The sequence below is a fragment of the Duganella zoogloeoides genome (assembly GCF_034479515.1).
In the GTDB taxonomy this organism is placed as follows: domain Bacteria; phylum Pseudomonadota; class Gammaproteobacteria; order Burkholderiales; family Burkholderiaceae_D; genus Rugamonas; species Rugamonas zoogloeoides.
The window spans coordinates 1,028,798-1,055,195 of sequence record NZ_CP140152.1; the positions used below are offsets into that span (position 1 = coordinate 1,028,798).

Annotated in this window: 26 protein-coding genes and 1 tRNA gene; 15 read left to right on the plus strand and 12 right to left on the minus strand. The window is 61.7% G+C overall.

The window, feature by feature from the left end; genetic code table 11:
• Positions 1 to 18 precede the first annotated feature (18 nt).
• From SR858_RS04470 to SR858_RS04490, 5 genes are all read right to left on the minus strand, one after another.
• Positions 19 to 741 (minus strand): MOSC domain-containing protein, encoded by a 723-nt coding sequence (locus SR858_RS04470; protein ID WP_019922937.1) that lies wholly within the window; start codon positions 739 to 741, stop codon positions 19 to 21.
• An 88-nt stretch (positions 742 to 829) separates the two neighbouring features.
• A tRNA-Lys gene (locus tag SR858_RS04475) sits at positions 830 to 905 on the minus strand.
• Between the two features lie 51 nt (positions 906 to 956).
• Positions 957 to 2,747 carry a GspE/PulE family protein gene (locus SR858_RS04480; protein ID WP_019922936.1) on the minus strand — a complete coding sequence of 597 codons (1,791 nt, stop codon included), beginning with the start codon at positions 2,745 to 2,747 and terminating at the stop codon, positions 957 to 959.
• A 64-nt stretch (positions 2,748 to 2,811) separates the two neighbouring features.
• Entirely contained in the window at positions 2,812 to 3,597 is a 786-nt protein-coding gene (locus SR858_RS04485; protein WP_019922935.1) for a spermine/spermidine synthase domain-containing protein, read from the minus strand.
• A gap of 128 nt (positions 3,598 to 3,725) precedes the next feature.
• Positions 3,726 to 4,250, minus strand: coding sequence for a glycine zipper 2TM domain-containing protein (locus SR858_RS04490; protein ID WP_019922934.1), 525 nt, complete (start codon positions 4,248 to 4,250; stop codon positions 3,726 to 3,728).
• A gap of 454 nt (positions 4,251 to 4,704) precedes the next feature.
• Between SR858_RS04490 and SR858_RS04495 the strand changes: the two genes are divergently transcribed.
• From SR858_RS04495 to SR858_RS04515, 5 genes are all read left to right on the plus strand, one after another.
• Complete coding sequence (locus SR858_RS04495) at positions 4,705 to 5,091, plus strand: barstar family protein (protein ID WP_019922933.1); 387 nt, start codon at positions 4,705 to 4,707, stop codon at positions 5,089 to 5,091.
• Between the two features lie 124 nt (positions 5,092 to 5,215).
• Positions 5,216 to 5,824, plus strand: coding sequence for a phosphoribosylglycinamide formyltransferase (gene purN, locus SR858_RS04500; protein ID WP_026637481.1), 609 nt, complete (start codon positions 5,216 to 5,218; stop codon positions 5,822 to 5,824).
• A 45-nt stretch (positions 5,825 to 5,869) separates the two neighbouring features.
• Entirely contained in the window at positions 5,870 to 7,171 is a 1,302-nt protein-coding gene (locus SR858_RS04505; protein WP_026637480.1) for an RsmB/NOP family class I SAM-dependent RNA methyltransferase, read from the plus strand.
• 73 nt (positions 7,172 to 7,244) lie between these two features.
• Positions 7,245 to 8,558 carry a mechanosensitive ion channel family protein gene (locus tag SR858_RS04510; protein ID WP_019922930.1) on the plus strand — a complete coding sequence of 438 codons (1,314 nt, stop codon included), beginning with the start codon at positions 7,245 to 7,247 and terminating at the stop codon, positions 8,556 to 8,558.
• Between the two features lie 181 nt (positions 8,559 to 8,739).
• The gene (locus tag SR858_RS04515; RefSeq protein WP_019922929.1) at positions 8,740 to 9,942 is read left to right on the plus strand and encodes a DesA family fatty acid desaturase; all 1,203 of its coding nucleotides are present in this window, start codon (positions 8,740 to 8,742) and stop codon (positions 9,940 to 9,942) included.
• Positions 9,943 to 10,054: 112 nt separating this feature from the next.
• Here SR858_RS04515 and rpmG read toward each other — a convergent pair whose 3' ends face one another.
• The 4 genes from rpmG to SR858_RS04535 form a co-directional block, all read right to left on the minus strand.
• Positions 10,055 to 10,222: a 50S ribosomal protein L33 gene (gene rpmG / locus SR858_RS04520; protein WP_019922928.1), complete on the minus strand. Its 168-nt coding sequence runs from the start codon at positions 10,220 to 10,222 to the stop codon at positions 10,055 to 10,057.
• Between the two features lie 13 nt (positions 10,223 to 10,235).
• The gene (rpmB, locus tag SR858_RS04525) at positions 10,236 to 10,472 is read right to left on the minus strand and encodes a 50S ribosomal protein L28 (RefSeq protein ID WP_026637479.1); all 237 of its coding nucleotides are present in this window, start codon (positions 10,470 to 10,472) and stop codon (positions 10,236 to 10,238) included.
• Between the two features lie 153 nt (positions 10,473 to 10,625).
• Complete coding sequence (gene radC, locus SR858_RS04530) at positions 10,626 to 11,300, minus strand: RadC family protein (protein ID WP_019922926.1); 675 nt, start codon at positions 11,298 to 11,300, stop codon at positions 10,626 to 10,628.
• A gap of 155 nt (positions 11,301 to 11,455) precedes the next feature.
• Positions 11,456 to 12,676, minus strand: coding sequence for a chloride channel protein (locus tag SR858_RS04535; protein WP_019922925.1), 1,221 nt, complete (start codon positions 12,674 to 12,676; stop codon positions 11,456 to 11,458).
• Positions 12,677 to 12,787: 111 nt separating this feature from the next.
• On the opposite strand from SR858_RS04535, the gene SR858_RS04540 reads away from it, so the two are divergent.
• The 6 genes from SR858_RS04540 to SR858_RS04565 all read left to right on the plus strand — a co-directional run bounded on the left by SR858_RS04540 (position 12,788) and on the right by SR858_RS04565 (position 18,116).
• Entirely contained in the window at positions 12,788 to 13,240 is a 453-nt protein-coding gene (locus SR858_RS04540; protein WP_019922924.1) for an FKBP-type peptidyl-prolyl cis-trans isomerase, read from the plus strand.
• 10 nt (positions 13,241 to 13,250) lie between these two features.
• Complete coding sequence (gene ispH / locus SR858_RS04545; RefSeq protein WP_019922923.1) at positions 13,251 to 14,213, plus strand: 4-hydroxy-3-methylbut-2-enyl diphosphate reductase; 963 nt, start codon at positions 13,251 to 13,253, stop codon at positions 14,211 to 14,213.
• A 232-nt stretch (positions 14,214 to 14,445) separates the two neighbouring features.
• Positions 14,446 to 15,375 (plus strand): branched-chain amino acid ABC transporter permease, encoded by a 930-nt coding sequence (locus SR858_RS04550; protein ID WP_019922922.1) that lies wholly within the window; start codon positions 14,446 to 14,448, stop codon positions 15,373 to 15,375.
• A 10-nt stretch (positions 15,376 to 15,385) separates the two neighbouring features.
• Positions 15,386 to 16,597: an ABC transporter permease subunit gene (locus SR858_RS04555; RefSeq protein WP_019922921.1), complete on the plus strand. Its 1,212-nt coding sequence runs from the start codon at positions 15,386 to 15,388 to the stop codon at positions 16,595 to 16,597.
• Between the two features lie 23 nt (positions 16,598 to 16,620).
• A complete protein-coding gene (locus tag SR858_RS04560; protein WP_026637478.1) occupies positions 16,621 to 17,394 on the plus strand; it encodes an ABC transporter ATP-binding protein in 774 nt (257 codons plus the stop codon).
• On the plus strand, positions 17,394 to 18,116 hold the full coding sequence (locus SR858_RS04565) for an ABC transporter ATP-binding protein (protein WP_019922919.1): 723 nt from the start codon (positions 17,394 to 17,396) through the stop codon (positions 18,114 to 18,116). The genes SR858_RS04560 and SR858_RS04565 overlap by 1 nt, the downstream gene beginning before the upstream one ends.
• On the opposite strand, the gene SR858_RS04570 is transcribed toward SR858_RS04565, so the two are convergent.
• Entirely contained in the window at positions 18,101 to 19,780 is a 1,680-nt protein-coding gene (locus SR858_RS04570) for a methyl-accepting chemotaxis protein (RefSeq protein ID WP_019922918.1), read from the minus strand. The two genes, SR858_RS04565 and SR858_RS04570, sit on opposite strands and share 16 nt — an antisense overlap.
• On the minus strand, positions 19,777 to 20,895 hold the full coding sequence (locus SR858_RS04575) for a GGDEF domain-containing protein (RefSeq protein ID WP_019922917.1): 1,119 nt from the start codon (positions 20,893 to 20,895) through the stop codon (positions 19,777 to 19,779). Before SR858_RS04575 ends, SR858_RS04570 begins: the two co-directional genes overlap by 4 nt.
• A gap of 184 nt (positions 20,896 to 21,079) precedes the next feature.
• Between SR858_RS04575 and SR858_RS04580 the strand changes: the two genes are divergently transcribed.
• Together SR858_RS04580 and SR858_RS04585 are read left to right on the plus strand one after the other, a co-directional pair.
• The gene (locus SR858_RS04580; RefSeq protein ID WP_322534470.1) at positions 21,080 to 23,077 is read left to right on the plus strand and encodes a sensor histidine kinase; all 1,998 of its coding nucleotides are present in this window, start codon (positions 21,080 to 21,082) and stop codon (positions 23,075 to 23,077) included.
• Entirely contained in the window at positions 23,064 to 23,696 is a 633-nt protein-coding gene (locus tag SR858_RS04585) for a response regulator transcription factor (protein WP_026637476.1), read from the plus strand. The genes SR858_RS04580 and SR858_RS04585 overlap by 14 nt, the downstream gene beginning before the upstream one ends.
• Before the next feature lie 67 nt (positions 23,697 to 23,763).
• Here SR858_RS04585 and SR858_RS04590 read toward each other — a convergent pair whose 3' ends face one another.
• Positions 23,764 to 24,324 carry a phasin family protein gene (locus SR858_RS04590; protein WP_019922915.1) on the minus strand — a complete coding sequence of 187 codons (561 nt, stop codon included), beginning with the start codon at positions 24,322 to 24,324 and terminating at the stop codon, positions 23,764 to 23,766.
• A 379-nt stretch (positions 24,325 to 24,703) separates the two neighbouring features.
• On the opposite strand from SR858_RS04590, the gene SR858_RS04595 reads away from it, so the two are divergent.
• Positions 24,704 to 25,612, plus strand: a complete 909-nt coding sequence (locus SR858_RS04595) for a DMT family transporter (protein ID WP_026637475.1) — start codon at positions 24,704 to 24,706, stop codon at positions 25,610 to 25,612.
• Positions 25,613 to 25,625: 13 nt separating this feature from the next.
• Complete coding sequence (locus tag SR858_RS04600; RefSeq protein ID WP_019922913.1) at positions 25,626 to 26,315, plus strand: nitroreductase; 690 nt, start codon at positions 25,626 to 25,628, stop codon at positions 26,313 to 26,315.
• The last annotated feature ends 83 nt before the right edge of the window (positions 26,316 to 26,398 follow it).

The following is a 26,398-nucleotide window of genomic DNA, read 5'->3' on the forward strand; positions in this document are numbered from 1 at the left end:
GTATCGATGGTGTTTAAATCAGCCCTGCCACAGAAAGCTGTCGAGATCGACCGCAACGTCCGATGGTACACCTTCGGACGCCAGCTTGCTCGCCTGCTGCGGCAGCGCCGCCAGCAACTGTCCGCGCCCGTTGACGATGCGGTGCAGCGGCAACCCTGCGTCCAGGTGGCGTTTGATGTAGCCGGGCAGGGCGCGTATAAAACTGTCATCGACGCCCATGGCCATGGTGATATCGCGGTAGCGCACCACGCGCCCGCGTGGCACGGTGGCGACAAAGTTGCAGAATTTTTGCTGCACCGAGTCCGGCAGCGGCGCATAGCGCCCCGGGACGAGGGTGACCGTATCCCCGGTGCGCAGCGTGCCGCCATGGGCCACCACGCCGAGGATGCCGCGCCGCTCCACCACGGCCGCCAGGTTACCTACCAGCGGCGCGATGCGCTGGCACGGTTCGCAGTACATGGTGAGGCGGATTTCAGCATCGCCAATGACGATGGCGCTGCCGGGGCGGAAGTCTGCGGGCGCGGCGCCCGTGATCACCAGGTTTTCGTACAGCGCGCCCGGCGCCACCGCCAGCGCGTCGAGTTGCGCCGCCAGCGTGACCAGCACCTGGCGCGGGCTCAGTTTGTGGGCGTGGATGTCGCCGGCGATGCCCACGCCTGTGGTCAGCGTGATGGCGCTTTGCTCCACGACCGGCTGGTGGCGTGCGGGCTTGAGGAACAGGTGGGCGATGGTGATCGGCATGTGAAGTTTTCGCGGATACAAAAAAAGGTTACGCGCATGAAGCGGGTAACCTTGATCCGGTGTTGCTTGTCTTGCTGCTTGAATTCGGTGGTAGGCCGTGCGGGATTCGAACCTGCGACCAACGGATTAAAAGTCCGCTGCTCTACCAGCTGAGCTAACGACCCCCGAAAGAGGCCGTATTATATACAGCTCCCCAGCTGGTGCCAAGGGTTATTTTAAGGCGCTTGTTTTGCCGCGCCCCGGGACGTCAGCGCCGCCGTTGCCTTCAGCACCTCGTCCGCCGTCGTCGCCCCTTCGGCGATCTTGAGCGCGCCGGCGATGCGCAGCGGCTTCATGCCGTCGGCAACGGCCTGGCGCCTCAGTGCGTGGACGTCGGTTTCTTCGCGTATCTGTTCGCCGAATTGTTCGGTCACCGTCAGCAGTTCGTACAGGCCGGTGCGGCCACGGTAGCCGGTTTGCCGGCATTCGGCGCAGCCCACGGCGCGGTAGATGGCGGCCGGCTTGGGCATGTGCCAGGCGCCGCCCAGGCTGTGCCACAGGTCGTCGGCCAGTTCGCCGTCGGGCGCCTTGCAGTGGTCGCACAGCGTGCGCACCAGGCGCTGCGCCATGATGCCGATCAGCGTCGCTTCCAGCAGGTAGTAGGGCACGCCCAGTTCCAGCAGCCGCATCACGGCCGACGGCGCGTCGTTGGTGTGCAGCGTGGACAGCACCAGGTGGCCGGTCAGCGCGGCCTGGATCGCCATTTCGGCCGTGGCCAGGTCGCGGATCTCGCCGACCATGATGATGTCGGGGTCTTGCCGCATCAGCGCGCGCACGCCGTCGGCAAACGTCAGGTCGATGGCGGGATGCACCTGCATCTGGTTGAAGGCCGGTTCCACCATCTCGATCGGGTCTTCGACCGTGCACACGTTGACTTCGGACGTGGCCAGCGCCTTGAGCGTGGTGTACAGGGTGGTCGTCTTGCCCGAGCCGGTGGGGCCGGTCACCAGGATGATGCCGTGCGGACGGCGCGTGAGGCTGTCCCAGCGCGCGGCGTCGTCCACCGGGAAGCCCAGCTCCGGCAGGGTTTTCACCACCACGTCGGGATCGAAAATACGCATCACCAGTTTTTCGCCGAACGCGGTGGGCAACGTGGACAGGCGCAGCTCCACTTCCTGGCCGCCGGCGGTGCGGGTCTTGATGCGGCCGTCCTGCGGGCGGCGTTTTTCGATCACGTCCATGCGACCGAGCAGCTTGATGCGCGCGGTCATGGCGATCATCACCACCGCCGGCACCTGGTACACCTGGTGCAGCACGCCGTCGATGCGGAAACGGATCGACGCCATGTCGCGCTTGGGTTCGAGGTGAATGTCGGAGGCGCGCTGCTCGAACGCGTACTGCCACAGCCAGTCGACGATGTTGATCACGTGCTGGTCGTTGGCATCGACCTGTTTGCTGGCCTTGCCCAGTTCCACCAGTTGCTCGAAGTTGTTGCGCAGCGCCAGTTCGTTGCTGTTGCTCTTGTTGGCCTTCTTGATCGACTTGGCCAGGCTGAAGAACTGCGTGGTGTATTGGGCGATATCGAGCGGATTGGCGATCACGCGGCGGATCGCCCGGCGCGACAGCCGCGCGATTTCCGCTTCCCACTCGGTGGCGTTGGGGTCCGAGGTGGCCACCACCAGCATGTCCGGCGTCAGTTCGACGGGCAGGATGTGGAAGCGCGCTGCATAGCTGGCGGACATGACGTCGGCCACCTTGGTGAAATCGATCTTGAGCGGGTCGATGCGGATGAAGGGCAACTGGTGACGGTGCGCCATCCACTCGCACAGCGCGTCGAGCGTGAGCAGCTTGTGCGGCGGCTGGGCCGAGAGCAGCTTGCCATGCGCCACCGCGCACAGCGGGTGCATGGGACTGTTCTTCATGATGGCCTGGCTGTGGGCGTAGAGCGTATTGACCTCGCTCTTGCGCACCATGCCGTCGGCCAGCAGCCAGTTATAGATGTCTTGCAGATCGAGCGGTGCGGCCATGCGAAGCTCCCACTGTCTCGGCGCCGGACCGTTCCGGCGCCGCTGCTGCTTGTTGCTTGTTGCGCTACTTGGTCAGGCTGGCCGCAATGCCCTTGACCCACGACTTGGCCGGCAGCTTGGTGTCGGCCAGGATCTGCGCGGCGCGCGCGGTGAGCGCCTCGAGGTCGATGGCGCGCTGGCGCTTGAAGGCGATCGCCACGACGTTGCCATCATGGACCTCCGGCAGGCAAATCACTTGCGCGAACGCGAACTTGATGGCCTTGATGTTGCGCGCATAGCTCGGATGGTCGCCGAACAGGTTCACCGTCATGATGCCATCATCGGTCAGGCAGCGGTTGCACGCCTGGTAGAACTCGGCGCTGTCGAGCACCGGGCCGCGCGCGGTGGCGTCGTACAGGTCCACTTGCAGGGCGTCGATGGTGCCGGCGTTGGCCTCGTCGTTGACGAAATCGAGCGCATCCATTTCCAGCACGCGCAAGCGGGCGTCGTTCGGCGGCAGCTTGAACATCGACTCGCAAATGGCGATCACCGATGGATTGAGTTCCACCGCCGTAATCGTCGCATCCGGGAAAGTGGTATAGCTGAACTTGGTAAGGGTGGCCGTACCGAGGCCCAGTTGGGCCAGGTGGCGCGGCTGTTCCTGCCACAGCATGGCAGCCATCATCTGCTGCGCGTATTCGAGTTCGGGCCAGTTCGGCTTGCGGATACGCATCGCGCCTTGCACCCATTCCGTGCCGAAATGCAGATAACGCACGCCATCCTGCTCGGACAGCGTGACCGGCGCAAACTTGGGCTTGCGTGCCGGGCGGGAGGATTCTTCTTTTTCGATGGATTTACGTTTGATCAGCATTGGGCAGGTTGAAGGCGGGAATGAACCGGCATTATCCCGCGTGGGCAAGGCCAGCGGCAAGCCGTAAACGATAATGCCGGCCTCGCGGGCCGGCATTATCTCAGCATCGAACAACGCTTGGTGAACGATTAGCGCTGCATCGGCTCGATCGCCACGCGCAGGCGCAGGCGTTCGCCGGGATCGTACGACATGACGTCGGTATAGTTGCGGCCGCGATACTCGTAGGTGACCTGGTAGCCGGAAGTGCGCGATTCCCAATGATCGACCGTGCGGCACTGCTTGACTTGCTGTTCCTGGTAGCCACCGCTGTTGGGGACGTTCGAGTTCTCGGTACGGTCGCCGATCACGGCGCCAGCGATGGCGCCAGCAGCAGTGGCTGCCGAGCGGCCGCTGCCGCCGCCCACCTGGTTACCGGCCAGGCCGCCGATCAGGCCGCCAATGATGGCGCCGCCGACGCCGCGCTGTGGTGGCGGTTGCTGAACTTGCACATATTCGGTACGGCATTCCTGGCGCGGACGGTTGATTTGCTCGACCTGCGGCGTTACGCGCACCACGCGGCCGTAATCTTCGAAATCGGCAGCGCTGGCAACTTGTGCGAACGGCAGGGCGCTGACGCAAAGGGCTGCCGCGATCAATTTGGTGTGCAGGCTCATGTTTGATACCTCGTGTTGTTTGACTGTCGGGGGTGCGTGTCAGGTAGTCTGAGACGCGTGATTGTATGGTAGTCCGGTTGGCGCTTCAGGGCCAGTGGTCAACTGGTATCTGTGGCAACAAATTGTAACAGCGGGACAGAAACACCGCTGCAGGGGAATGGGCCGGGAATGTGCTCATTTCGTCTTAAAACCCCGTCAGAATGTTCCAGTTTTAACAAATATTGCGCAACGAATCAACTTCGTGTTGATCTGGGAGGAACAACACGTTACCCTAATAAGCGTATGGGATTCAAAAACATGCTGAATCGACCACGGTTGGCACCGACCTGCCGGCCGTGTTAAGTGGACAGGTGCTCAAATTATTTATTCATTAATTCACAAGATAGGCACTCTCGACAACAAAGTGGACACACCGTACATGCCTGGTCAGATCGAGGGAAACGAGACATTGTTGATGACCGTGCCGGCCAACCTGGTGCAGTCGATCCGCGCCTTCCGCGTGGTCGAATTGCAGGAGGAAGCGGCGCGCCTCGGCCATCACTTCCTGTATGCGCACCCGCTCGCCGGTGCCACCAAGCAGCAGGTGCTGGGCCTGATCGCCGAATCGTTCCAGTTTCCCAAGGGCATAGGCAAGAATTTCGACGGTCTGCGCGAAACGCTGACCACCACCATGGCCGCTGCCGGCCACCAGGAAGGTTTCCTGGTCGTGCTTGAACAATTGCCGAATGCCCAGAAATTTGACAAGGAAGCACGGGAAACCCTGCTTGACGTCTTCCGCGATGCTGCCGATTATTGGGCCGAAAAGCAGGTCCCGTTCCGCGTGTTCTACTCGTTCGAATAGGCCGCAAACCATCCCCAGCTGCCACTGATGCGCCGGGGCTGATCCCTGCTGCGCTGCAACATAATCGTCGTCAATCGCGGCATTTTCTGGTCCGCTTGGTGTGGACAAGGTACAATGTCGGCCTATGAAAAACATCGTCATCCTTATTTCAGGTCGCGGAAGCAACATGGAAGCGATCGTGCGTGCGGCCCAGGCCGAGCGTTGGCCGGCCCGCATTGCCGCCGTGATCAGCAACCGTGCCGACGCTGGCGGGCTCGAATTTGCCGCCGCGCATGGCATCGCTACTGCCGTGGTCTCGAACAAGGATTACGTCAGCCGCGAAGCGTTCGACGCCGCCCTGCAAACCGTCATCGATGGCTACGCGCCCGACCTGGTGGTGCTGGCCGGCTTCATGCGCATCCTGACGCCGGGCTTCGTGGACCATTACGCGGGCCGCATGCTCAATATCCACCCGTCGCTGCTGCCGCTGTTCCCGGGCCTGCACACCCATGCGCAGGCGCTGGCGGCTGGCGTGACCGAACACGGCGCGACCGTGCATTTTGTCACTGCCGAGCTCGATCATGGTCCGGCCGTCGCGCAAGCGCGGGTACCGGTATTGCCCGGCGATACGCCCGACACCCTGTCGGCGCGGGTGCTGGTACAGGAACACACGCTTTACCCGCAGGCCGTGCGCGATTTCGTGGATGGCAAGCTGACGATGGCGCAAGAACATACCCAGGTCCTCGAACACTGATCGCAGACCGCTGAAACACAGCAGAAATATTAACCAAGGATTTCCATGAGATTGCCTCCAGCGATACTCGCCAACGCCGAAGAAGTGTTGCGCGAGATTTTGCGCTTTGCCGCGCCAGCCGATACCACCCTGTCGCGCTATTTCAAAGACCACCCGCGCCTGGGCGGCCGCGAACGCGGCGCCGTTGCCGAGTGCGTGTACAACGTGCTGCGCAACAAATCGTTTTATACCGATTTCTCCGAAGCAGGCGGCGGCGCCACCATGCGTCGCCTGACCCTGCTGGGTATGGCCGATGCAGTCGGTGTCGAGTCGCTCGGTGGCCTGACCGACGATGAAGTGCAGTGGGTCGAGCGCATACTGCAAATCGACCGCAAGGTGATGCACAAGTCGAGCCGTTCGAACATGCCGAAGTGGCTGTTCGACAAGCTGGTCGCGCAAATGGGCGAAGAAGAAACTCTGTTGCTGGCTGATGGCATGAACCAGCCGGCGCCGCTGGACCTGCGCGTGAACGCCATCAAGGCCAATCGTGACGACGTCATCGCCACCCTGGCCGAGGCGCCGATCCGCGCCACGCCAACGCCGTTCGCGCCGCTGGGCCTGCGCGTGCTGCAAAAGCCGCAGCTGCAAAACCTGCCGCTGTTCAAGGACGGCCATATCGAAGTGCAAGATGAAGGCAGCCAGATCCTGTCGGCCGTGGTTGGCGCCAAGCGCGGCGAGATGGTGGTGGACTTTTGCGCCGGCGCCGGCGGCAAGACGCTGGCACTGGGCGCCACCATGCGCAATACCGGCCGCCTGTATGCGTTCGACGTCTCCGAAAAGCGCCTGGCCAAGCTCAAGCCGCGCCTGGCGCGCAGCGGCTTGTCCAATGTCCACCCGGTGCTGATCGCGCACGAGCGCGATGCCAAGATCAAGCGCCTGGCCGGCAAGATCGACCGCGTGCTGGTCGATGCCCCGTGCTCGGGTCTCGGTACCCTGCGACGCAATCCTGACGTCAAATGGCGCCAGCAGGAAAGCGCTGTCGCGGAAATGCAGACCAAGCAGGCAGCGATCCTGGACGGCGCCGCGCGCCTGCTCAAGGGCGGCGGTCGCCTGGTGTACGCCACCTGCAGCTTCCTCGACGAAGAGAACGACTTCATCGCCAACCAGTTCCTGGCAGCCCACCCGGACTTCGAACTGGTACCGATGAGCAAAGTGCTGGCCGAACAGAAGATCGACCTGGAAATGGGCGACTTCCTGAAACTGCTGCCGCACAAGCACCAGACCGATGGCTTCTTTGCTGCCGTGTTCGAGCGCAAGCCGATGGCCAAGAAAGCCGCACCGGTACAGGAAGAAGCAGAAGAAGAGTAACCGCAGTAACCAGCACGGCCGGGCAGGGCACAGTCCCTGTCCGGATCATTCCCGTACGACCTAAGAATTGACGATGACCCCACAACAGCCGCTCCTTAAACTGATCGACGATATCACTGGCGACTTCAAGAATATTTTGCTGGTGTGGCAACTGGGCGCCATCGTCGCTTCCATCGTGCTGGGCTGGACCTTGGCCACCATGCTGCGCACCCGTTTCGGTCGCAACGAAAGCCAGGGCAATATGGCACGCTTCGGTGTCGAAAGTTTTGGCAGGGTGATGGGGCCGCTGGCCATCATGTGCCTGTTGTGGCTGTCGCGCCTGGTGCTGCGCCAGTACATGCCCCATACCAACCTGGTCAACGTGGCGATGCCGATCTTCGGCGCGCTGGCGGCGATCCGGTTCACCTTCTACGTGCTGCGCCGCGTGTTCGCGCGCCACCGCGAGATCAGCCCCGGCATGGTCTCGTTCGAAAAGCTGTTCCAGTTGCTGGTGTGGGCCGCCTACGTGCTCTACATCACCGGCATGTGGGACGAGGTGTTCTATTTCCTCGACCACACGGTGCTGCCGCTCGGTAAGTACAAGGTCTCGATCGCCGATATCCTGCAAGCGGCCATCTCGGTGGTGGTGCTCCTGATGCTGGCGCTGTGGGCCGGCACCGCGCTCGAAGAATGGCTGATGAAAATGCAGGGCATGCACACCAACCTGCGGGTGGTGGTGTCGCGTACTGCGCGTGCCGTGCTGATCCTCGTTGCCGTGCTGCTGAGCTTGTCGCTGGTGGGGATCGATCTCACCGTGCTGTCGGTGTTTGGCGGCGCGCTCGGCGTCGGTCTCGGTCTCGGCCTGCAAAAGATTGCCAGCAACTACGTGTCCGGCTTCGTAATCCTGCTCGACCGCAGTCTTACCATCGGCGACATGATCACGGTGGACAAATACAGCGGCCGCGTTACGCAAATCAACACGCGCTACACGGTGTTGCAGGGCCTCGATGGCATGGAATCGATCGTGCCCAACGAGATGCTGGTGTCGGGCGCGGTGCAAAACTCGTCGCTGTCGAACAGCATGGTCAATATTTCCACCAAGGTGTCGGTGGCGTATGAGACCGATGTCGATATGGTGCTCAAGCTGCTTGAAGATGCGGCGCGTACCGTGCCGCGCGTGTTGCAGGACAAGGGGCCGTCGGCCACGCTGGTCGGCTTTGGCGTCGATGGACTCGACTTGCAACTGAGTTTCTGGATCAACGATCCGGAAAAAGGCCGCGGCGGCGTGACGTCCGACGTCAACCGCGCGATCTGGCGCGCGCTCAAGGATAACCACGTGCTGGTGCCGTTCCCGGCCCGCGAAATGCGCGTACCCGGCCAGCCACCCGAGCATGACACCCAGGGCTGAGCCAGCATTAAGCACGAGCGTGCTGAAAACTTAGGCATGGACCGCACGGGTCTATCGTCAAAAGGTCCTCAAATCATCGTACAATGGCGTGCTGTGCATAAGACAGATTGATTTTTTGCGCCTGTTGTAAAGAGCAATATTGGCGGATCCGCCTGGTTGCAACATGGGCCTTTTTTGGAGAATGAGCTTGAGTTTACATGCGGTACTGGATTTTCTTGCCAACGGCGTTACCCGCTTTAGTGCATGGGAAGTATTTTTTTACACGCTGATCGTGACCCATATCACGATTGCCGCCGTGACGATTTATCTGCACCGCCACCAGGCGCACCGTGCACTCGAGCTGCATGCGATCCCCAGCCATTTCTTCCGTTTCTGGCTGTGGCTCACCACGGGCCAGGTGACCAAGGAGTGGGCGTCGATCCACCGCAAGCACCACGCCAAGTGCGATACCGAAGAAGATCCGCACAGCCCGGTCACCCGTGGCATCAAAAAAGTATTCTGGGAAGGCGCCGAGCTGTATCGCGCCGAATCGAAAAACCTGGAAACCATGGAAAAGTACGGCCATGGCACGCCTGACGACTGGATCGAACGCAACCTGTATACGCGCTTTTCCGCCTCGGGCGTGATCGCGCTGTTCTTCATCAATTTCGCCCTGTTCGGCGTGATCGGTATCAGCGTGTGGGCTGTGCAGATGATGTGGATCCCTGTCACCGCCGCCGGCATCATCAACGGCATCGGCCACTACTGGGGCTACCGCAACTACGATTGCAGCGACGCTGCCACCAACATCATCCCGTTCGGCATCCTGATCGGTGGCGAAGAGTTGCACAACAATCACCACACGTTTGCCACGTCGGCCAAGCTGTCGTCGAAATGGTACGAGTTCGACATCGGCTGGGGCTATATCCGCGCGCTGGAAATCTTCGGCCTGGCCAAGGTCAAGCGCCGCGCGCCGGAACCCAAGTTTGCCAAGGGCAAAGTGGAAGCGGACTTCGATACCCTGGCATCCGTCATCGCCAACCGCTACGACGTGATGGCCAAGTACGCCAAGTCGGTCAAGTCGGCCTGGAACGAAGAGCGTGAGCACCTGAAGGAAAAAGCCAAGCTCGAATCGCGCTTCCTGAAATCGTCGCGCAAGCTGCTGCAACGCGAGCCGGGCAAGCTGGAAGCGCCACAGCAGGAGCAATTGATCGAGCTGTTCCAGCACAGCAAGGCGCTGGAAACCATGCACACCATGCGCGTGGAGCTGGGCGTGATCTGGGAACGTTCGCATTTTACCCGCGAGCAGCTGCTGCACAAGCTGCAAGACTGGTGCAACCGCGCCGAAGCGTCGGGCATCAAGTCGCTGCAAGAGTTCTCGCTGCGGTTACGCAGCTACGCTTAAGCTGTCGTTGTTGTCGCAAAGGCCCCGCACCATGCGGGGTTTTTTTTGTCCCGACACAATGCAGGGACGAAAAAAAACCACCCGGAGGTGGTTTTCAGGAAACGGCGATCGATTACTTGATCTTGGTTTCTTTGTAAGCGACGTGCTTGCGTGCTTTAGGATCGAACTTCATGATCTCCATTTTAGCAGGCATCGTGCGCTTGTTCTTGGTGGTGGTGTAGAAGTGACCAGTACCTGCGGTCGATTCCAGCTTGATTTTGTCGCGGCCAGTTTTTGCCATGGTAGCTCCCTAATTAGACTTTTTCGCCACGGGCACGCATGTCGGTCAGAACGGCATCGATGCCGACCTTGTCGATTACGCGCAGACCAGCGTTGGACAGACGCAGGGAGACCCAGCGGTTTTCAGATTCAACAAAAATACGACGGTTCTGCAGGTTAGGCAGGAAACGACGTTTGGTTTTGTTGTTTGCGTGGGAAACATTGTTGCCGACCATCGGCTTCTTCCCAGTAACTTGGCAAACACGTGCCATAACGCACTCCTTAAAAGACATTCCACAATTGGAAAAACAAGAGTATATCCAAAAAACTTAGGATATTCAATGACTTGTGAAAAACAATGGTGTCATGGATATCTCATTAAATTTAACAATTGCGCGTAAACCCTTGAGCCAGCAGGGGTAAACCTATAATTGTCCGTGCTCGGCGAACGAATGCACGTGCTGTCCCGCCACCACAAAATGATCGAGGATGCGGATATCGACCAGTGCCAGGGCTTGCACCAGCGACCTGGTCAGCCGCAAATCGGCCTCGCTGGGGTCTTCCGTGCCCGACGGATGGTTGTGGGCCAGCATGATGCTGGCGGCATTGCGCGCCAGCGCTTCCTTGACGACTTCGCGCGGATAGACGCTGGTATGGGTCAGCGTGCCCCGGAACAGTTCCTTCACATCGACCAGGCGGTTTTTAACATCGAGGAACAGCACGTAAAACGATTCGAAGGTGCGGCCGTTGAACAGCAGCCGCAGGTACTGTTTCACCGCCTGCGGTGAGCCGAGCGTGGTGGGGTGGCGCAGTTCCTCGAGCATGGCGCGCCGCGCCAGTTCCATCACCGCCTGCAACTGGGCGAACTTGGCCGGGCCCATGCCGTTGATTGCGGAAAACTCCAGCAGAGTGGCGCCAAACAACCGTTGCAGGGAACCGAAGTGCTGCATCGCGTGCTGGCCGAGCTGGACCGCATCGATGCCGCGCACGCCCACGCGCAGAAAGATCGCCAGCAATTCCGCATCGGACAGCGCACCGGCGCCATCGCGGATCAGGCGCTCGCGCGGGCGCTGGTGTTTGGGCCACTGGTTGATCGTCATCGGTTTCTCCACGCTGATGGTCTGGCCATTATGCGGAGCAGGTTCGGCCGCGAACGGGCGTACATCAAGCGTGTGGCGGTTATAACCGGTCCCGGTTAGGGGCAGACAGCGGATTGCCATGCACCGGTAGCGGGGCGTGACGCGAGGAAGCGTTCTTATCCCAATTTCGGGTACAGCAGCCGCTGGGCCGCATAAATACCGCGCCGGCCCGAGACTAGGTAGCTGATCGCGCAACCGCAGGCTGCGTACGCGGCAATATCAAAGCCGAACAGTTCGATGGCGAGGATGGTGGAGGCGAGTGGCGTGTTCGATGCGCCCGCGAACACGGCGGCCAGTCCCACCGCCGCCAGGAACGGCGGCGGCAGTTGCAGCAGCGGCGCCAGCACGTGGCCCAGCGTGGCGCCCACGAAGAACAGCGGCGTCACCTCGCCGCCCTTGAAGCCGCTGGCGATCGACCAGGCGGTCATGACCAGCTTGACCAGGAAATCCTGCGGCGCCACCTGGCCCGAGAAGGCTGCCTGCAGCACCGGCAAGCCCAGGCCCAGGTAGCGGTCGGCGCTGTTCACCGTCACGGCAAACAGTACGATGACCATGCCGCCGATGACCGGGCGCAGCAGGCTGTTGGCCACCCAGCGTTTGTACAAGGCCGAGAAACCATGGATGGCCATGCAAAAAGCCCGCGCCGCCAGTCCGAACGCCACGCCCGCCACGACAACCAGCAGCAGCGGCATCGCGCCCAGCGCCGGCATGGCGCCGGCCGCGTAATGCATGTGGTGCGCGCCCAGGCCCAGCGTGACAAAGTGCGCGATCACGGCCGACAGCAGGCAGGGCAGCAGGGCGCTGGCCGCCATGCCGGTCAGCGCCACCACTTCGATACCCCAGATGGCGCCAGCGATGGGCGTGCCGAACACGGACGCGAAGCCGGCCGCCATGCCTGCCGTGATGATCAGGGTGCGGGTGTGATTGCTGACCTTGAATAGTTTGCTCAACTGGTCGGATAAGGCGCCGCCCATCTGCACCGCCGTCCCCTCGCGTCCGACCGAGGCGCCGAACAGGTGCGAGGTCAGCGTGCCGAACAACACCAGCGGCGCCATGCGCAGCGGGATGGTGTTGGCGGGCGTGCGCGTTTCGTTGATCAGCAGGTTGATGCCGGCGTCGCTGCCGGCGTCATAACGCCGGTACATCCAGGCCACCAGCAGGCCGGCGACCGGCAGCAGCCAGATCAGCCAGCGGTATTGCCCACGCCAGTGCGTCACCGCATCGAGCGCCAGCAGAAAGGCGGCCGACGCCGCGCCAGCGAGCACGCCGATCAGGCACGACAGGGCGGCCCATTTGATGAGTTTGGGAAATATCGGATGTTTGAAGTGGTCCACCATGGGCTCGATTATAGTTTGCCGCTGAAATATCGAGCTCTGAGTCTGACGATCGGGCCGAATCAGGCAAGGTGGCTTACAATACAGCCTTTGTCAGCTTACCGAATTCACGTCATGTCTAACGAGCAACCTGTCGTCACCCCGTCGGCCTATCTCACCCTGCATTACCGCCTGGCCTCCGTGGATGGCAAAGATATCGTCACCACTTTCGGCGGCACGCCGGCCACGTTGATGCTCGGCCAGGGGCAACTGGCGCCGGTGCTCGAAGAACTGCTGCTCGGCATGCCCGAAGGCACCCACAAGACCTTCGAGCTGGAACCGGGCGTGGGCTTCGGTCCGCGCAACCCGGAGCTGATCCGTGAAGTGTCGCGCGCCACGCTCGACGCCAACTCGGCGCCCGATGCCGACTATAAAATCGGCGACCTGGTCGATTTCGCCGCGCCGGGCGGCGGCCGCTTTGCCGGCATCCTGCGCGAGCTCGGTGCAGAAACCTGTTTATTCGACTTCAACCATCCGCTGGCCGGCCAGCCGTTGAAATTTGAAGTCAACCTGATTTCAGTGTTGTGAGGACTAACCCATGAGCGATAAAGAACTCCTGTTGGCCCAGCCGCGCGGCTTTTGCGCCGGCGTTGACCGCGCCATTGAAATCGTCGAGCGCGCCCTGAACCAGTTCGGCGCGCCGATCTATGTGCGCCACGAAATCGTCCATAATGCCTATGTCGTGGCCGACCTGCGCGCCAAGGGGGCGATCTTTATCGAGGATCTCGACGATGTTCCGGCCGGCAATACGCTGGTATTCTCGGCGCACGGCGTTTCGCGCGCAGTGCGGGCCGAGGCCGAATCGCGCGGCCTGTCGATTTTCGACGCCACCTGCCCGCTGGTGACCAAGGTGCACGTGGAAGTGGCCAAGATGCGCAAGCAGGGCTGCGAGATCATCATGATCGGCCACCAGGGCCACCCGGAAGTGGAAGGCACCATGGGCCAGACCGACCAGGGCATGTACCTGGTGGAAACCGTGGACGATGTCGAACACCTGGTGGTGGCCAAGCCCGACCAACTGGCCTACGTGTCGCAGACCACGCTGTCGGTCGATGACACCATCGAAATCATCGCTGCCCTCAAGCGCAAGTTCCCGGCAATTATCGAGCCGAAGAAGGGCGATATCTGCTACGCCACCACCAACCGCCAGGAAGCCGTCAAGTTCATGGCGCCTCAGGTGGAACTGGTGATCGTGGTGGGCAGCCCCAACAGCTCGAACTCGAACCGCCTGCGCGAAGTGGCTGAAAAGATGGGCACGCCTGCCTACATGGTCGATAACGCCTCGCAAATCGATCCTGCCTGGCTCGACGGCAAAGTACGCGTGGGCGTGACCGCCGGCGCGTCGGCGCCCGAAGTGCTGGTCGAAGCCGTGATTTCGCGCCTCAAAGAGTGCGGCGTGCGCAGCGTGCGTCCGCTCGACGGCGTGGAAGAGTCGGTCACATTCCCTCTGCCCAAGGGCCTCGATGGTCCAAAACTTGCACCAATCGAGGGCGTCGCGTAAAGGCGATCGCGGCGGAATTTAATTCAGTTACTGCTCAGTTATTCCGCTGTTAGTTTTTCCAGAATCTCGCTATCATTGCCTCGCTCTTAAAAGCTTGTCGTTTCGTCTCCAGCGGTACTTGTGGTACGAAACTTGCATTATGAATGCGTAGCCAACTGCGGCACTACGGGAACTTGCTTTCCGGGTGCCGTTTTTGTTACGTGGTGCAGGCATAACATAGTAAAGGTTCTCAATGGATACCCTTATCCAACAAATTATCAACGGGCTGGTGCTCGGCAGCATGTACGCACTGGTCGCGCTCGGTTACACCATGGTGTACGGCGTGCTCAACCTCATTAACTTCGCCCACGGCGACGTCTTGATGATCGGCGCCATGACCGGGCTGACCATCCTCAACCTGCTCAACCAGTATGCGCCTGAAATGCCCGGCTATATCAAGCTGGCGATTGCCATCGGCGGCGCGATTCCGGTCTGCATGATCGTCAACGTGCTGATCGAGCGGGTCGCTTATCGCCGGCTGCGCAACGCGCCGCGCCTGGCGCCCTTGATCACCGCGATCGGCGTGTCGATCCTGCTGCAGACGATTGCCATGATGATCTGGACCCGCAACCCGCTGCCATTCCCGCAACTGCTGTCGCCCGAGCCGGTGCTGTTCGGCGGCGCCTTGATTTCGCAAACCCAGATCCTGCTGCTGGTGCTCGCTGCCGCATCGATGGTGGGCCTGGTGCTGCTGGTGGAAAAAACCAAGATGGGCCGCGCCATGCGCGCCACGGCCGAGAACCCGCGCGTGGCCGGCCTGATGGGTGTCGATTCCAATAAAGTGATCGTGCTGACGTTCGCGCTTGGTGCGGCGCTTGCTGCCGTGGCCGGCGTGATGTGGGGCGCCAACTATGCGTCGATCCAGTTTGCCATGGGCTTCCTGCCCGGCCTGAAAGCCTTCTGCGCGGCCGTGCTGGGCGGCATCGGCAACATCTACGGGGCCATGATCGGCGGCATCGTGCTGGGGCTGGTCGAAAGCCTGGGCGCAGGCTATATCGGCGACCTGACCGGCGGCTTCCTTGGCAGCCACTACCAGGACATCTTCGCCTTCGTGGTGCTGATCCTGGTGCTGACCGTGCGGCCGTCCGGCATCATGGGCGAGCGCGTGGCCGACCGCGCATAAGGAGACCGAGATGGCTATTTTTGACACGTCGCATAACCCGCGCAAGGCTTACGCCAGCATGGCCGTGCTGTTGATCGGCCTGCTGATCTTCCCGTTCTTTGCCGCCCAGTTCGGCAATTCGTGGGTGCGCATCATCGACATGGCGCTGTTGTACATCATGCTGGCGCTGGGCCTGAACATCGTGGTGGGCTTTGCCGGCTTGCTCGACCTCGGCTACATCGCGTTCTTCGCGGTGGGCGCGTACGTGACCGGCCTGCTGGCGTCGCCGCAGTTCGCCACCTTGCTCGAATCGATGATCTACGAGTATCCGGCCGTGGCCGATGCCCTGATTGCCGTGCTCGGGCCCGAGATCCAGCAGAACGGCATCCACCTGTCGGTGTGGGCCATCGTGCCGATCGCCGCCATCCTGGCCGGTTTCTTTGGCGCCTTGCTGGGCGCCCCCACGCTCAAGCTGCGCGGCGATTACCTGGCCATCGTGACCCTGGGTTTTGGCGAGATCATCCGTATCTTCATGATGAACTTGAACGAGCCGATCAATTTCACCAACGGTCCGCAGGGCATCAACATGATCGACCCGATCCGCGTGTTCGGCGTCAACCTGGCCGGCGAGGCCGGCTCGCGCGCCACCGTCATGCTGGGCGACTTCGCCATGCCGTCGGTCAATGCCTACTATTATTTGTTCCTGTTCCTGTGCGTGGTGATCGTGTTCGTCACGGCGCGCCTGCAGCACTCGCGCCTGGGCCGCGCCTGGGTGGCGATCCGCGAGGATGAAATTGCCGCCAAGGCGATGGGTATCAATACCCGCAACGTCAAGCTGCTGGCATTCTCGATGGGCGCGTCGTTCGGCGGCGTGGCGGGCGCCATGTTTGCCGCGTTCCAGGGTTTTGTGTCGCCCGAGTCGTTCTCGCTGACCGAATCGATCGCCGTGCTGGCGATGGTGGTGTTGGGCGGCATCGGCCATATCCCCGGCGTGATCCTCGGCGGCGCGCTGCTGGCCTCGCTGCCGGAAGTGCTGCGCCACGTGGTGGAGCCGCTGCAACAGAAACTGTTCGGCCATGTCGTGATCGAAGCGGAAGTGCTGCGCCAGCTGCTGTACGGCCTGGCGCTGGTGCTGATGATGTTGTACCGCCCGGCCGGCCTGTGGCCGTCGCCCAAGCACGAAGACCGCCCCGACCACGATTCGGACACCAAAGATAAATCGTCCGACACGGTCGCGGCTTGAGGAGCGCAACGATGAACGCCACCATGAATGAACAGCCAACCATTTTGAACATCGCCGGCGTCAATAAACGTTTCGGCGGCTTGCAGGCGCTCACCGACGTGGGCATCACCATCAAGCAGGGTCAGATCTACGGCCTGATCGGTCCCAACGGCGCCGGCAAGACCACGTTCTTCAACGTGATAACCGGCCTGTACCAGCCGGACACAGGCACTTTCGAGCTGGCCGGCAAGCCGTATTCGCCGTCCGCCCCGCACGAGGTGGCCAAGGCCGGCATCGCCCGCACCTTCCAGAACATTCGTTTATTTGGCGAGATGACCGCGCTGGAAAACGTCATGGTCGGGCGCCACGTGCGCTCGAAGCAGGGCGTGTTCGGCGCCATCTTCCGCCACAACGCCGCGCGCGAGGAAGAAGCGTCGATCCGCACCCGCGCCCAGGAGCTGCTCGACTTCGTCGGCATCGGCAAGTTTGCCAACCGCACGTCGAAGTTCCTGTCGTACGGCGACCAGCGCCGCCTGGAAATTGCCCGCGCGCTGGCCACCGATCCGCAACTGCTGGCGCTCGACGAACCGGCGGCCGGCATGAACGCCACCGAAAAACTGGCGCTGCGCGAGCTGCTCATCAAGATCAAGCAACAAGGCAAGACCGTGCTGCTGATCGAGCACGACGTCAAGATGATGATGGCGCTGTGCGACCGGCTGATGGTGCTGGAGTACGGCAAGCCGATTGCCGAAGGCCTGCCGGCTGAAATACAAAGCAACAAGGCGGTGATCGACGCCTACCTCGGAGGATCACATTAATGAGTAGCAACGTACTGAAAATCTCCGGGCTCAAGGTCGCCTATGGCGGCATCAAGGCGGTCAAGGGCATTGACCTCGAAGTGAACCAGGGCGAACTGGTCGCGCTGATCGGCGCCAACGGCGCCGGCAAGACCACCACCCTGAAAGCCATCACCGGCACCCTCCCCGAGTGCAAGGTCGAAGGCACGATCACGTACCAGGGCGAGTCGATGAAGGGCACCAAGTCCTTCCACCTGGTGGAAAAGAAGCTGGCCATGGTGCCGGAAGGGCGCGGTGTGTTCACCCGCATGACCATCGAGGAAAACCTGATGATGGGCGCGTTTACGCGCAACGACAAAGCTGGCATTGAGGCGGACGTCGCCAAGTGGTTCGACGTGTTCCCGCGCCTGAAGGAACGCGCCCAGCAGCTGGCTGGCACCCTGTCCGGTGGCGAGCAGCAAATGCTGGCCATGGCGCGCGCGCTGATGTCGCACCCGAAACTGCTGCTGCTCGACGAGCCGTCGATGGGCCTGTCGCCGATCATGGTGGACAAGATCTTCGAGGTGATCCGCAACGTTTCGGCCGAGGGCATTACCGTGCTGCTGGTGGAGCAGAACGCCAAGCTGGCGCTGCAAGCGGCCCACCGCGGCTACGTGATGGACTCCGGCGTGATCACCATGACCGGCCAGGCCAGCGCCATGCTGGACGATCCGCGCGTGAAGGCTGCCTACCTGGGCGAGTAGGCGCCAGGCACATTAGGCGAAGCCAGCAAAGCCGGCCCGGCCAACTGGTCGCGCTGGTTGCGTTCGATGTGCTGCGTTGACGGTCCATGTGGCCGGTCGCCGCCCAGCCTGAAGGTACCCACCAGGTCACTCATGTGTAAAGCCTGGTGCTTGAGCTGACCGGCGGCAGCGGCCGTTTCCTCCACCATCGCCGCATTCTCCTGGGTCATGCGGTCGAGCTGGCCTACTGCAATAGTCACCTGTTCGATGCCATGGCTTTGCTCGGTGGCAGACAGGCTGATGTCGTTGATGATGCCCACCACGTGATCGACGCTTTGCACGATCTCCTCCATGGTGGCGCCGGCCTGGCGCGCCAGTTTGCCGCCGGCGGCCACATTCGCCATCGAGGCGTCGATCAGGATCTTGATTTCCCTGGCCGCAGCAGCGCTGCGGTGGGCCAGGGTGCGCACCTCGCTGGCCACCACCGCGAAGCCCTTGCCTTGCTCGCCTGCGCGCGCCGCTTCGACGGCGGCGTTGAGCGCCAGGATATTGGTCTGGAAGGCGATGGCGTCGATGGTGCCAAGGATCTGCGCGATCTGCTGCGAGCTGGTGTCGATTGCGCCCATGGTATCGACCACGCTGGCCACCACGCCAGCGCCTTTGCGCGCCACGCTTGATGCCGCCATCGACAGGTCGGCCGCCGTCTGTGCGGCCTGTGCAGTGCTCTTGACGGCCACCGTCAACTCTTCCATGGAGGCGGCGGTTTGCTCTAGGCTGCCGGCCTGTTCCTCGGTGCGGGCGCTCAGGTTGGCGTTGGCCGAGGCGATCTCGGCCGAGCCGTCGGCAATCAGGTGCGCCGCTGCGCGCACCTCGCCCACCAGGCGCGCCAGCGCGCGCCGCATTTGCGCCAGCGAGGCCATCACACTGCCATCCGGCATGCCGGCGGCGCCGTCCTCGTGGCTCAAGTCGCCACCGGCCACCTGTTGCGCTGCCGCGCCCAGCAGCGCCGGTTCGCTGCCGAGCGCGCGGTGCAGCGTGCGCGAGATCCAGAGCCCGGCCAGCACCGCCGACGCCAGCGCCAGCAGGCAAACCGCGACCTGGCGGTTGCGCTGCCGGTCGAAATCCGCCGCACCGGCGCGTTGGCGTACGACGGCGCGGGTGTCGGCATACCGCGCATACTCGGCGCTGGCCCGGCCCAGTTGCGCCAGCAGCGGTTGGCACTCGCGATTGAGCTTGTCGATGGCCTCGATACGCTGGCCGGCCAGGCCCATTGCGACGATGGCTTGCGCCACCGGCCCGTACTGCGCTTCCACTTGCACCAAAGTCGCGATCAAGGCAGCGGCGGGGCCGGTGATCTCGCGCGACTGCTGCGCGCTGCGCTGCAATTGCTCGAGATAGCCGCTCACTTCCAGGTGCGCTTGCTGGACGCGCTCCGCCTCGGCAGCCACTTGCCCGGCGTCCTCGAGCAACAGCATATTGCGTGCACCGATGGCACGCTGGTTCACGGCCTGCTGCAGTTTTGCGACCAGCACCGCGCGGGCGTTGGTCTCGGCCAGGTAACTGTTGAAGCGCTCATCGGCCTGCAGCAGCGAGGTCAGCGCCATGCCTGACACCAGCAGCACCATGCCGGCCAGCGCGGTAAAGGCGAGCGCCAGTTTTCCTTTGATTGTGCGAATGTGCATCATGATGTCGTGCTTTCCAAATGAGGGTGAGGGTGGAGCCGGGACACGACGGCAACCGGCCCGGGATCGAATTCCACCCGGTCCTTGCCGCCGAGCTTGGCGCGGTAGAGCGCTTCGTCAGCCAGGCGCATGCAGCGTGAAATATTTTCGTCCTCGAGCACGCAGGCGCCGATGCTCACGGTTACGCGGCGGCCTGCGATGGGCGTGGCGCGCACTGCCTGTAGCAGGCGTGCGGCGATGGCTTCGGCATCGCCGCGCCGGCCGCGCACCACGATGGCAAATTCTTCGCCGCCCAGGCGCCCGTGCGGCAGGCCGCCAGCCACGTCCCCGATGATGGCGCCCACCTGCCTGAGCACGGCGTCGCCCGTGTCGTGGCCGGCCTCGTCGTTGACGCGCTTGAAATCGTCGATATCGAGCATCAGCAGGTAACCGTCCAGCTGGCGGCGCTGGAGCGCCAGGGTGACTGCTTCCATGAACCAGCGGCGGTTGGGAATCGCGGTCAGGTGGTCCTTGTAGGCCATGTCCACCAGGCGCAGGGTGCATACCTGGTTCAGGTGCCGCAACCGGTGCAGGAACATGCTGATCAACAAACCGATCAGCATTGCCGAACCGATCAGCAATTGCGGCCACAGGCCATGGCCGTGGGCAAACACCGACGTGTGCAAGTCGATCGGGAGCACTTTCCACATCACCGCCATCAGCAGCAGGTACATGAGCGGTCCGCTGATGATGACCGCGACCGAGACAGCCATCAGCGCGCCGAGCGGCAGCGTCCAGTAGGGTGCACGCTCGGTCGCGACCAGGATCAGGCGAAAGCCGGCGCCGGCAAACAGCATCGATGAAAATCCGCCGATGTTGAGATGCACATGGTTTCGGCTGAGATGGCTGATCAGGATGCCCAACAGCAGGCCCAGCACGCAGGCGCTGAAGCTTGTTCCGATATCGAGCACGAAGGGTGGCGCCGCAGCATATGCCGCCAGCAATCCTGTCAGCGCGATCCATTGCAGCGACAGGCTGGGCGTTTTCAATTCCTGGAGAAAATACTGCTTGCGCGATAGTTCGTTCAAATTCAAATCGAGAATGCCGGAAATCTCGTTAATTCTGCGTGCAATGATCATGTGTGTCGCCTTCTCAATTGGTGCACTCATGAGGCTGGCGTTCAACCAGTGGTGGTAGTTTCCTTGTGGAAAATTTGAGCCGAGCATAGCGCGTCCGCAACAGCGCGGCCACTACACCATGGTTCTATTGATCGCCCGCTGGTGCGCCGGTATATTGATGTGTCAGGAAATGCAGAAAGCCACCATGCAGCGCGCAGTAAAGGGAATAAACATAGCAGCAGCATGGTACTGGCTGGCCGCGCTGATGGTCATGGCCATCCCGGCCGCAGCCGCAGCCCCCCACCAGCAAGCGTTTTACGACGTGGCCGACGCTGGCCAACTGGGGGTGATCCTGCGCTACGACCTGTTCGAAGACCGCTCGGCCAGGCAGACGATTGCGGACGTGCACAACCAGGCCGGCTGGCGCCATGCCAGTGGAAAATCGCCGCGCTTTGGCTTTACCGGTTCGGCGTGGTGGGTGCGGCTGGAACTGGGCAACTCGTCCACGCAGGAACAAAGCGTGGTGCTCGACCTGAAGACGCCCTTGCAGGATTACGTGGACTGGTATGTGTTCGACGCCGAGCTCGACCAGTTGAAGACCAGCGTTGCCAGCGGCGACCGGCGGCCGTTCGACTTTCGTTATCAGCGCAATCACACGCTGTCGTTGCCGCTGACCGTGCGTCCGGGCGAGCACCTGCAGGTGTACCTGCACATGGCTTCGCATGACGGCTTTCTCGAGTCGCCGCCGCTGTCCCTGCTGGCAGCGCAAGACTTCATGGCGTATCGTTCGCTGGAAAAATTCTACCTGGGCGCGTATTTCGGCTGCCTGCTGGCGTTTTGCCTGTGCAGCCTGTTCCTGTACGGGCTGACGCGGGAAAATACCTACCTGCTGTTTTCAGCCTTTTTGTTTCTCACCGTGTGCACCAACCTGGTGTACTACGGCGTCAGCGCCGAGCTGCTGCTGCGCACCTATCCCGAGGCCAACAACCTGGTATTGCTGACCTGCTTTTCCATGGGCGGCGGCTTTTTCTTTCTGTTCGCCCGCCAGTTCCTGCGGCTGGCGGCACACACGCCGTCCTTGCTGATCTGCCTTTACGACATCGTGATCTGCCTGTTGTTCGCTGCCGTGACGTGGATATTCATGGCCGGCTATGCGGTGGCCTACGCGGTCATCGGCCACTTGATGCTGATCGATATCGTGTTGCTGGCGATGCTGGCAATCCGCCTGTGCTGGCAGAAAAATATCGACGCGCTGTTTTTCTTTGTTGCCTTTTTTCCGATGGGCGTGTCGCTCAGCATGAAGCTGCTCAGCCTGAACAATGTGTTCACCGTCCAGTATCTTTTGGAGAAGAATTTCTACCTGGCGCAGACGACGATCTTTGCCGTGGTGGCGCTCGGCTTTTCCATTGCCCACTCGATGAAAACCTTGCGCCTGGCCATGCATAACGCCCGCTCGCGCGAGCTGGAAGCGGCCATCGCCCTCAAGGACAGCGAAGTGAAAATGTTCCACCTGGCGCGGGTGACCATGGCCGGGGAAATGACGGGCGCGGTGGCGCACGAGTTGAGCCAGCCGCTGAGTTCGATCCTCACCAACAGCCAGGCGGCGGAAATGATGATCAAGAGCCACCGGCTCGACCCTGCCGCCCACCTGGCGATCGTGCTCGACATCATCCACCAGGCCCAGATGGCCACCGCCGTAATCGTCCGCGTCCGCCGTTTGTTGTTCCCTGGCACCCAGGCCGCAGACAAGGTGTATGTGTCCAGGGTGTATGCCACGGTGCAAACGCTGCTGCGCCACGACTTTACGCAAAAGCAGATCGTGGTGCACGAGCAATGCGAGCCCGGCCTGTATATCCGGGGTGACGCCATCCAGTTGCAGCAGGTGCTCGTCAACCTGCTGATGAACGCGGTCGATGCCGTCAAGGACTTGCCGCCGGCACGGCGCACCATCACCTTGTCGGCACGCCGCGCCGGCGCGCGGTTTGCCTTGTTGTCGGTGGCCGATACCGGCTGCGGTTTCCCCACCAGTTGCCAGGCCGAGATTTTTGCGGCGTTCTTCACCACCAAGGAGGGCGGACTGGGACTGGGCCTCAATATTTGCAAAAAAATCGTCAATGCCCACGGCGGCGAGATCACGGCCCAGCCGCTCGTTCCTGTCGGCTCTCTTGTAGAATTCACCATGCCCCTCGATGACCCCCGCTAAGCCCCCCTGCGTGTTCCTGATCGACGACGATCCCTTCATCCTGCGCTCGGTGGAGCGCCTGTTTTTCGCCACGTCGTATGTAATCGAACCTTATGGCTCGGCGCGACTGTTCCTCGAACATGCCGACCTCGGACGCCATGGCTGCATCATCCTCGACATCTCCATGCCGGACATGCCGGGACCGGCATTGCAGGAACACCTACTGCGCTGCCGCTCACTGCTGCCGATCATTTTCCTGACCGGCAACGGCGACGTCGCCAATAGCGTACGCGCCATGAAGCTGGGCGCCTGCGACTTTCTGACCAAGCCGGTAGAGGCGGATGTCTTGCTCGATTCGGTAGAGCTCGCCTTGGCATTGAACCGCAAGCGCCTCGATGAGCGCGACCTGGTTGAAGCGATCCAGGCGCGGTTGAGCCAGTTGACCCGGCGTGAACGCCAGGTGCTGGACCTGGTGGTAGCCGGCCGGCTCAACAAGCAGATCGCAGCGGAGCTGGGCACGGTCGAACACACGATCAAGCTGCATCGCGCCAGCGTGATGCGCAAGATGGCGGCCGACTCGATTTCCGACCTGGTGACTGCCGTCAATACCTTGCGGCTGCTGCGGCCCGAAGCGGAATAAAAAAAAGCCCCGGAGTCCGGGGCTTTCAAGGTCGTCCGCGAGCGGACGAGGAGGAGGTTGCTACTGATCAGGCACGTACCGGCGCGGCTTTGGCGGCAGCGGCGGTGAACTGGCTGACGGCCTGGTTCAGGTTGGTTTCGATCGACTCGGCGGCTTGCTTGGCGGTACGGGTCATTTGCTCGTAACCGGCATTGGCGTTGCCGATGGCCGATTTGAACAGGGCGATCGCGTTTTCGCTGCCGGCCGGGGCGTTCTTGCTCACTTCTTCCACCAGCGAAATGACTTTGCGGTTGGTTTCGGCGATTTGCGTTTCGGCAGCTTTGCTGAACTCGGCGCCGGTGCTCGAAGCGATGGTGGCCAGGTGACGGCTGTAAGCCAGGGTTTTTTCAGCATTCGGCTGGGCTTGAGCAGAAGCCAGCGCGAAGAATTCTTGCGGGTCTTTGGCCGACAGCAGTTGCTTGGCGGTGTTCGACGATTCTTCCAGCGAAGCTTTGGCGGCGGTCAGGTTCAGGTCAACCAGTTTTTCGACGCCTTCGAATGCTTTGTTGGTCAGTGCCGAGAAGATGGCGAACTGGGCTTCGAAGTTGGCTTTGGTCGCATTGGAAAATTGCTCAGGGATCGAAAACATTTAACTCTCCAGAAAATAGGGCTTGAATGAGGTTTCTTACTGTTTTTACTGTCGGTGCGAAACGACCAGAACAGACCAGAATGCAGTCATCCACGTTTCAGACCGAATCACAAATTGTGCAACGCAACAAGACCGATTTTACGGCCTTCAAAAATTAAGTCAAGCGATTTTTTGTGCGTTGCATCAAGGCATGAGTGTTAGTTTCAGGTAAGCAAAGCGACTGCCGGTTATTTGTTTCCTTGCAAGTAAATATCCATGCGGAACCGCGCCATGACTGGCCTCCGGCGGCTCTTCCCCATGAGGCTGCCTCTCCCGTGCTAGACTCGACGAGCACCTGTTCGGCATAGCCGATATCCTATTAGACTGATAGTAACTTGACATGCCTGACCCGTCCGCCGCCGTCACCGCTCCCCGCACCGCTTCTTTTCTGTCGCCAATTCCGTTGTTTTTCGTGTTTTTGTGGAGCAGCGGTTTCATCGTTGCCAAGTTCGGCCTGCCTTACGCGCCGCCGCTGACCTTTATCGTCCTGCGTTTTCTGGGCGTGCTGGCTATCCTGGCGCCACTGGTATTGCTGTTGCGTGCGCCCTGGCCGCACGGCAAGGTACTGCACATTGCGCTAGCCGGCGTGTTGCTGCACGCCGGCTACCTGGGCGGCGTGTGGTGCGCGATCAAGCTGGGCATGCCGGCCGGTCTGTCGGCCCTGATCGTGGGCATGCAGCCGATCCTGACCGCGTTTGCCGCGCCGCTGATCGGCGAAACCGTGCGGCCGCGCCAGTGGCTGGGACTATTGTTCGGCATTGGCGGGGTGGCGCTGGTGGTTGCAGCCAAGATCGAGCTGGTCGGCCTGTCGTTTGCGGCGATTGCCCTGTGCGTGCTGGCGCTGGTATCGATTACCGCCGGCACCTTGTACCAGAAACGTTATTGCCCACAATTCGACTTGCGCACCGGCACGGTGATCCAGTTTACGGCGTCCACCATGGTGATCTTGCCGCTGGCTATCATTTTTGAAGGGATGGGGCCGGACTTTGCTGCGGTGCAGTGGACGCCGCACTTTATCGGCGCGCTGGCCTGGGCGGTGCTGGCGGTGTCGATCGGCGCGATCTTCCTGCTGTTCGCGCTGATCCGCCGCAGCGACGCCACTCAAGTGACCAGCTTGCTTTATCTGACGCCGCCGACCACCGCGCTGATGGCGTGGCTGATGTTCGGCGAAGCGTTCAACGCCCTCGGCATGGCTGGCATGGCGCTGGCCGTCGCCGGGGTATTCTTTGTTGTCAGTAAATCGAAATAAGGAAAAACCAGTGATGACTCCCGAACAACAGGCGGTGGACGCCGCCATCACGTCGCGCCGCTCGATCCGCGCCTACCTGCCGCAAGCGGTCGCGCGCGAAGACATCGCCCACATCCTGCAGGTGGCGGGCAGGGCGCCGTCGGGCACCAATACCCAGCCGTGGAAAGTGTATGTGCTCGAAGGCGAGGCCAAGCGGTCACTGTCGGATGCCATCCTGGCCCTGCATAACGACCCGGCGCAGGCGCGCCAGCACACCGAGGAATACGCCTACTATCCAACTGAGTGGAAGTCGCCGTTCATCGACCGCCGCCGCAAGGTGGGCTGGGACCTGTACGCGCTGCTGGGCCTCACGCGCGACAACAAGGCCGGCATGGCCGCCCAACACGGCAAGAATTACGACTTTTTCGGCGCGCCGGTGGGACTGATCTTTACCATCGACCGGGTGATGGCGCAGGGTTCGTGGCTCGACTACGGCATGTTCCTGCAAAGCGTGATGGTCGCTGCGCGCGGCCGTGGGCTAGATACCTGTCCACAGGCCGCGTTTACCCAGTATCATCGGGTGATTGCCGCCCAGTTGGCGCTGCCCGACCATGAAATGGTGGTCTGCGGCATGGCCCTTGGCTATGCCGATGTGAGCAAGGTCGAGAACACCTTGGTCACCGAGCGCATGGCGCTCGACGAATTTGTTAAATTTATTTCGTGATATCTGTTTGAACACGCGTTGCGATTCGCATATGGCGGATCCGCAACCAATCTGGTCAGCAGGGAGAATTTTGCTTGCGCTGG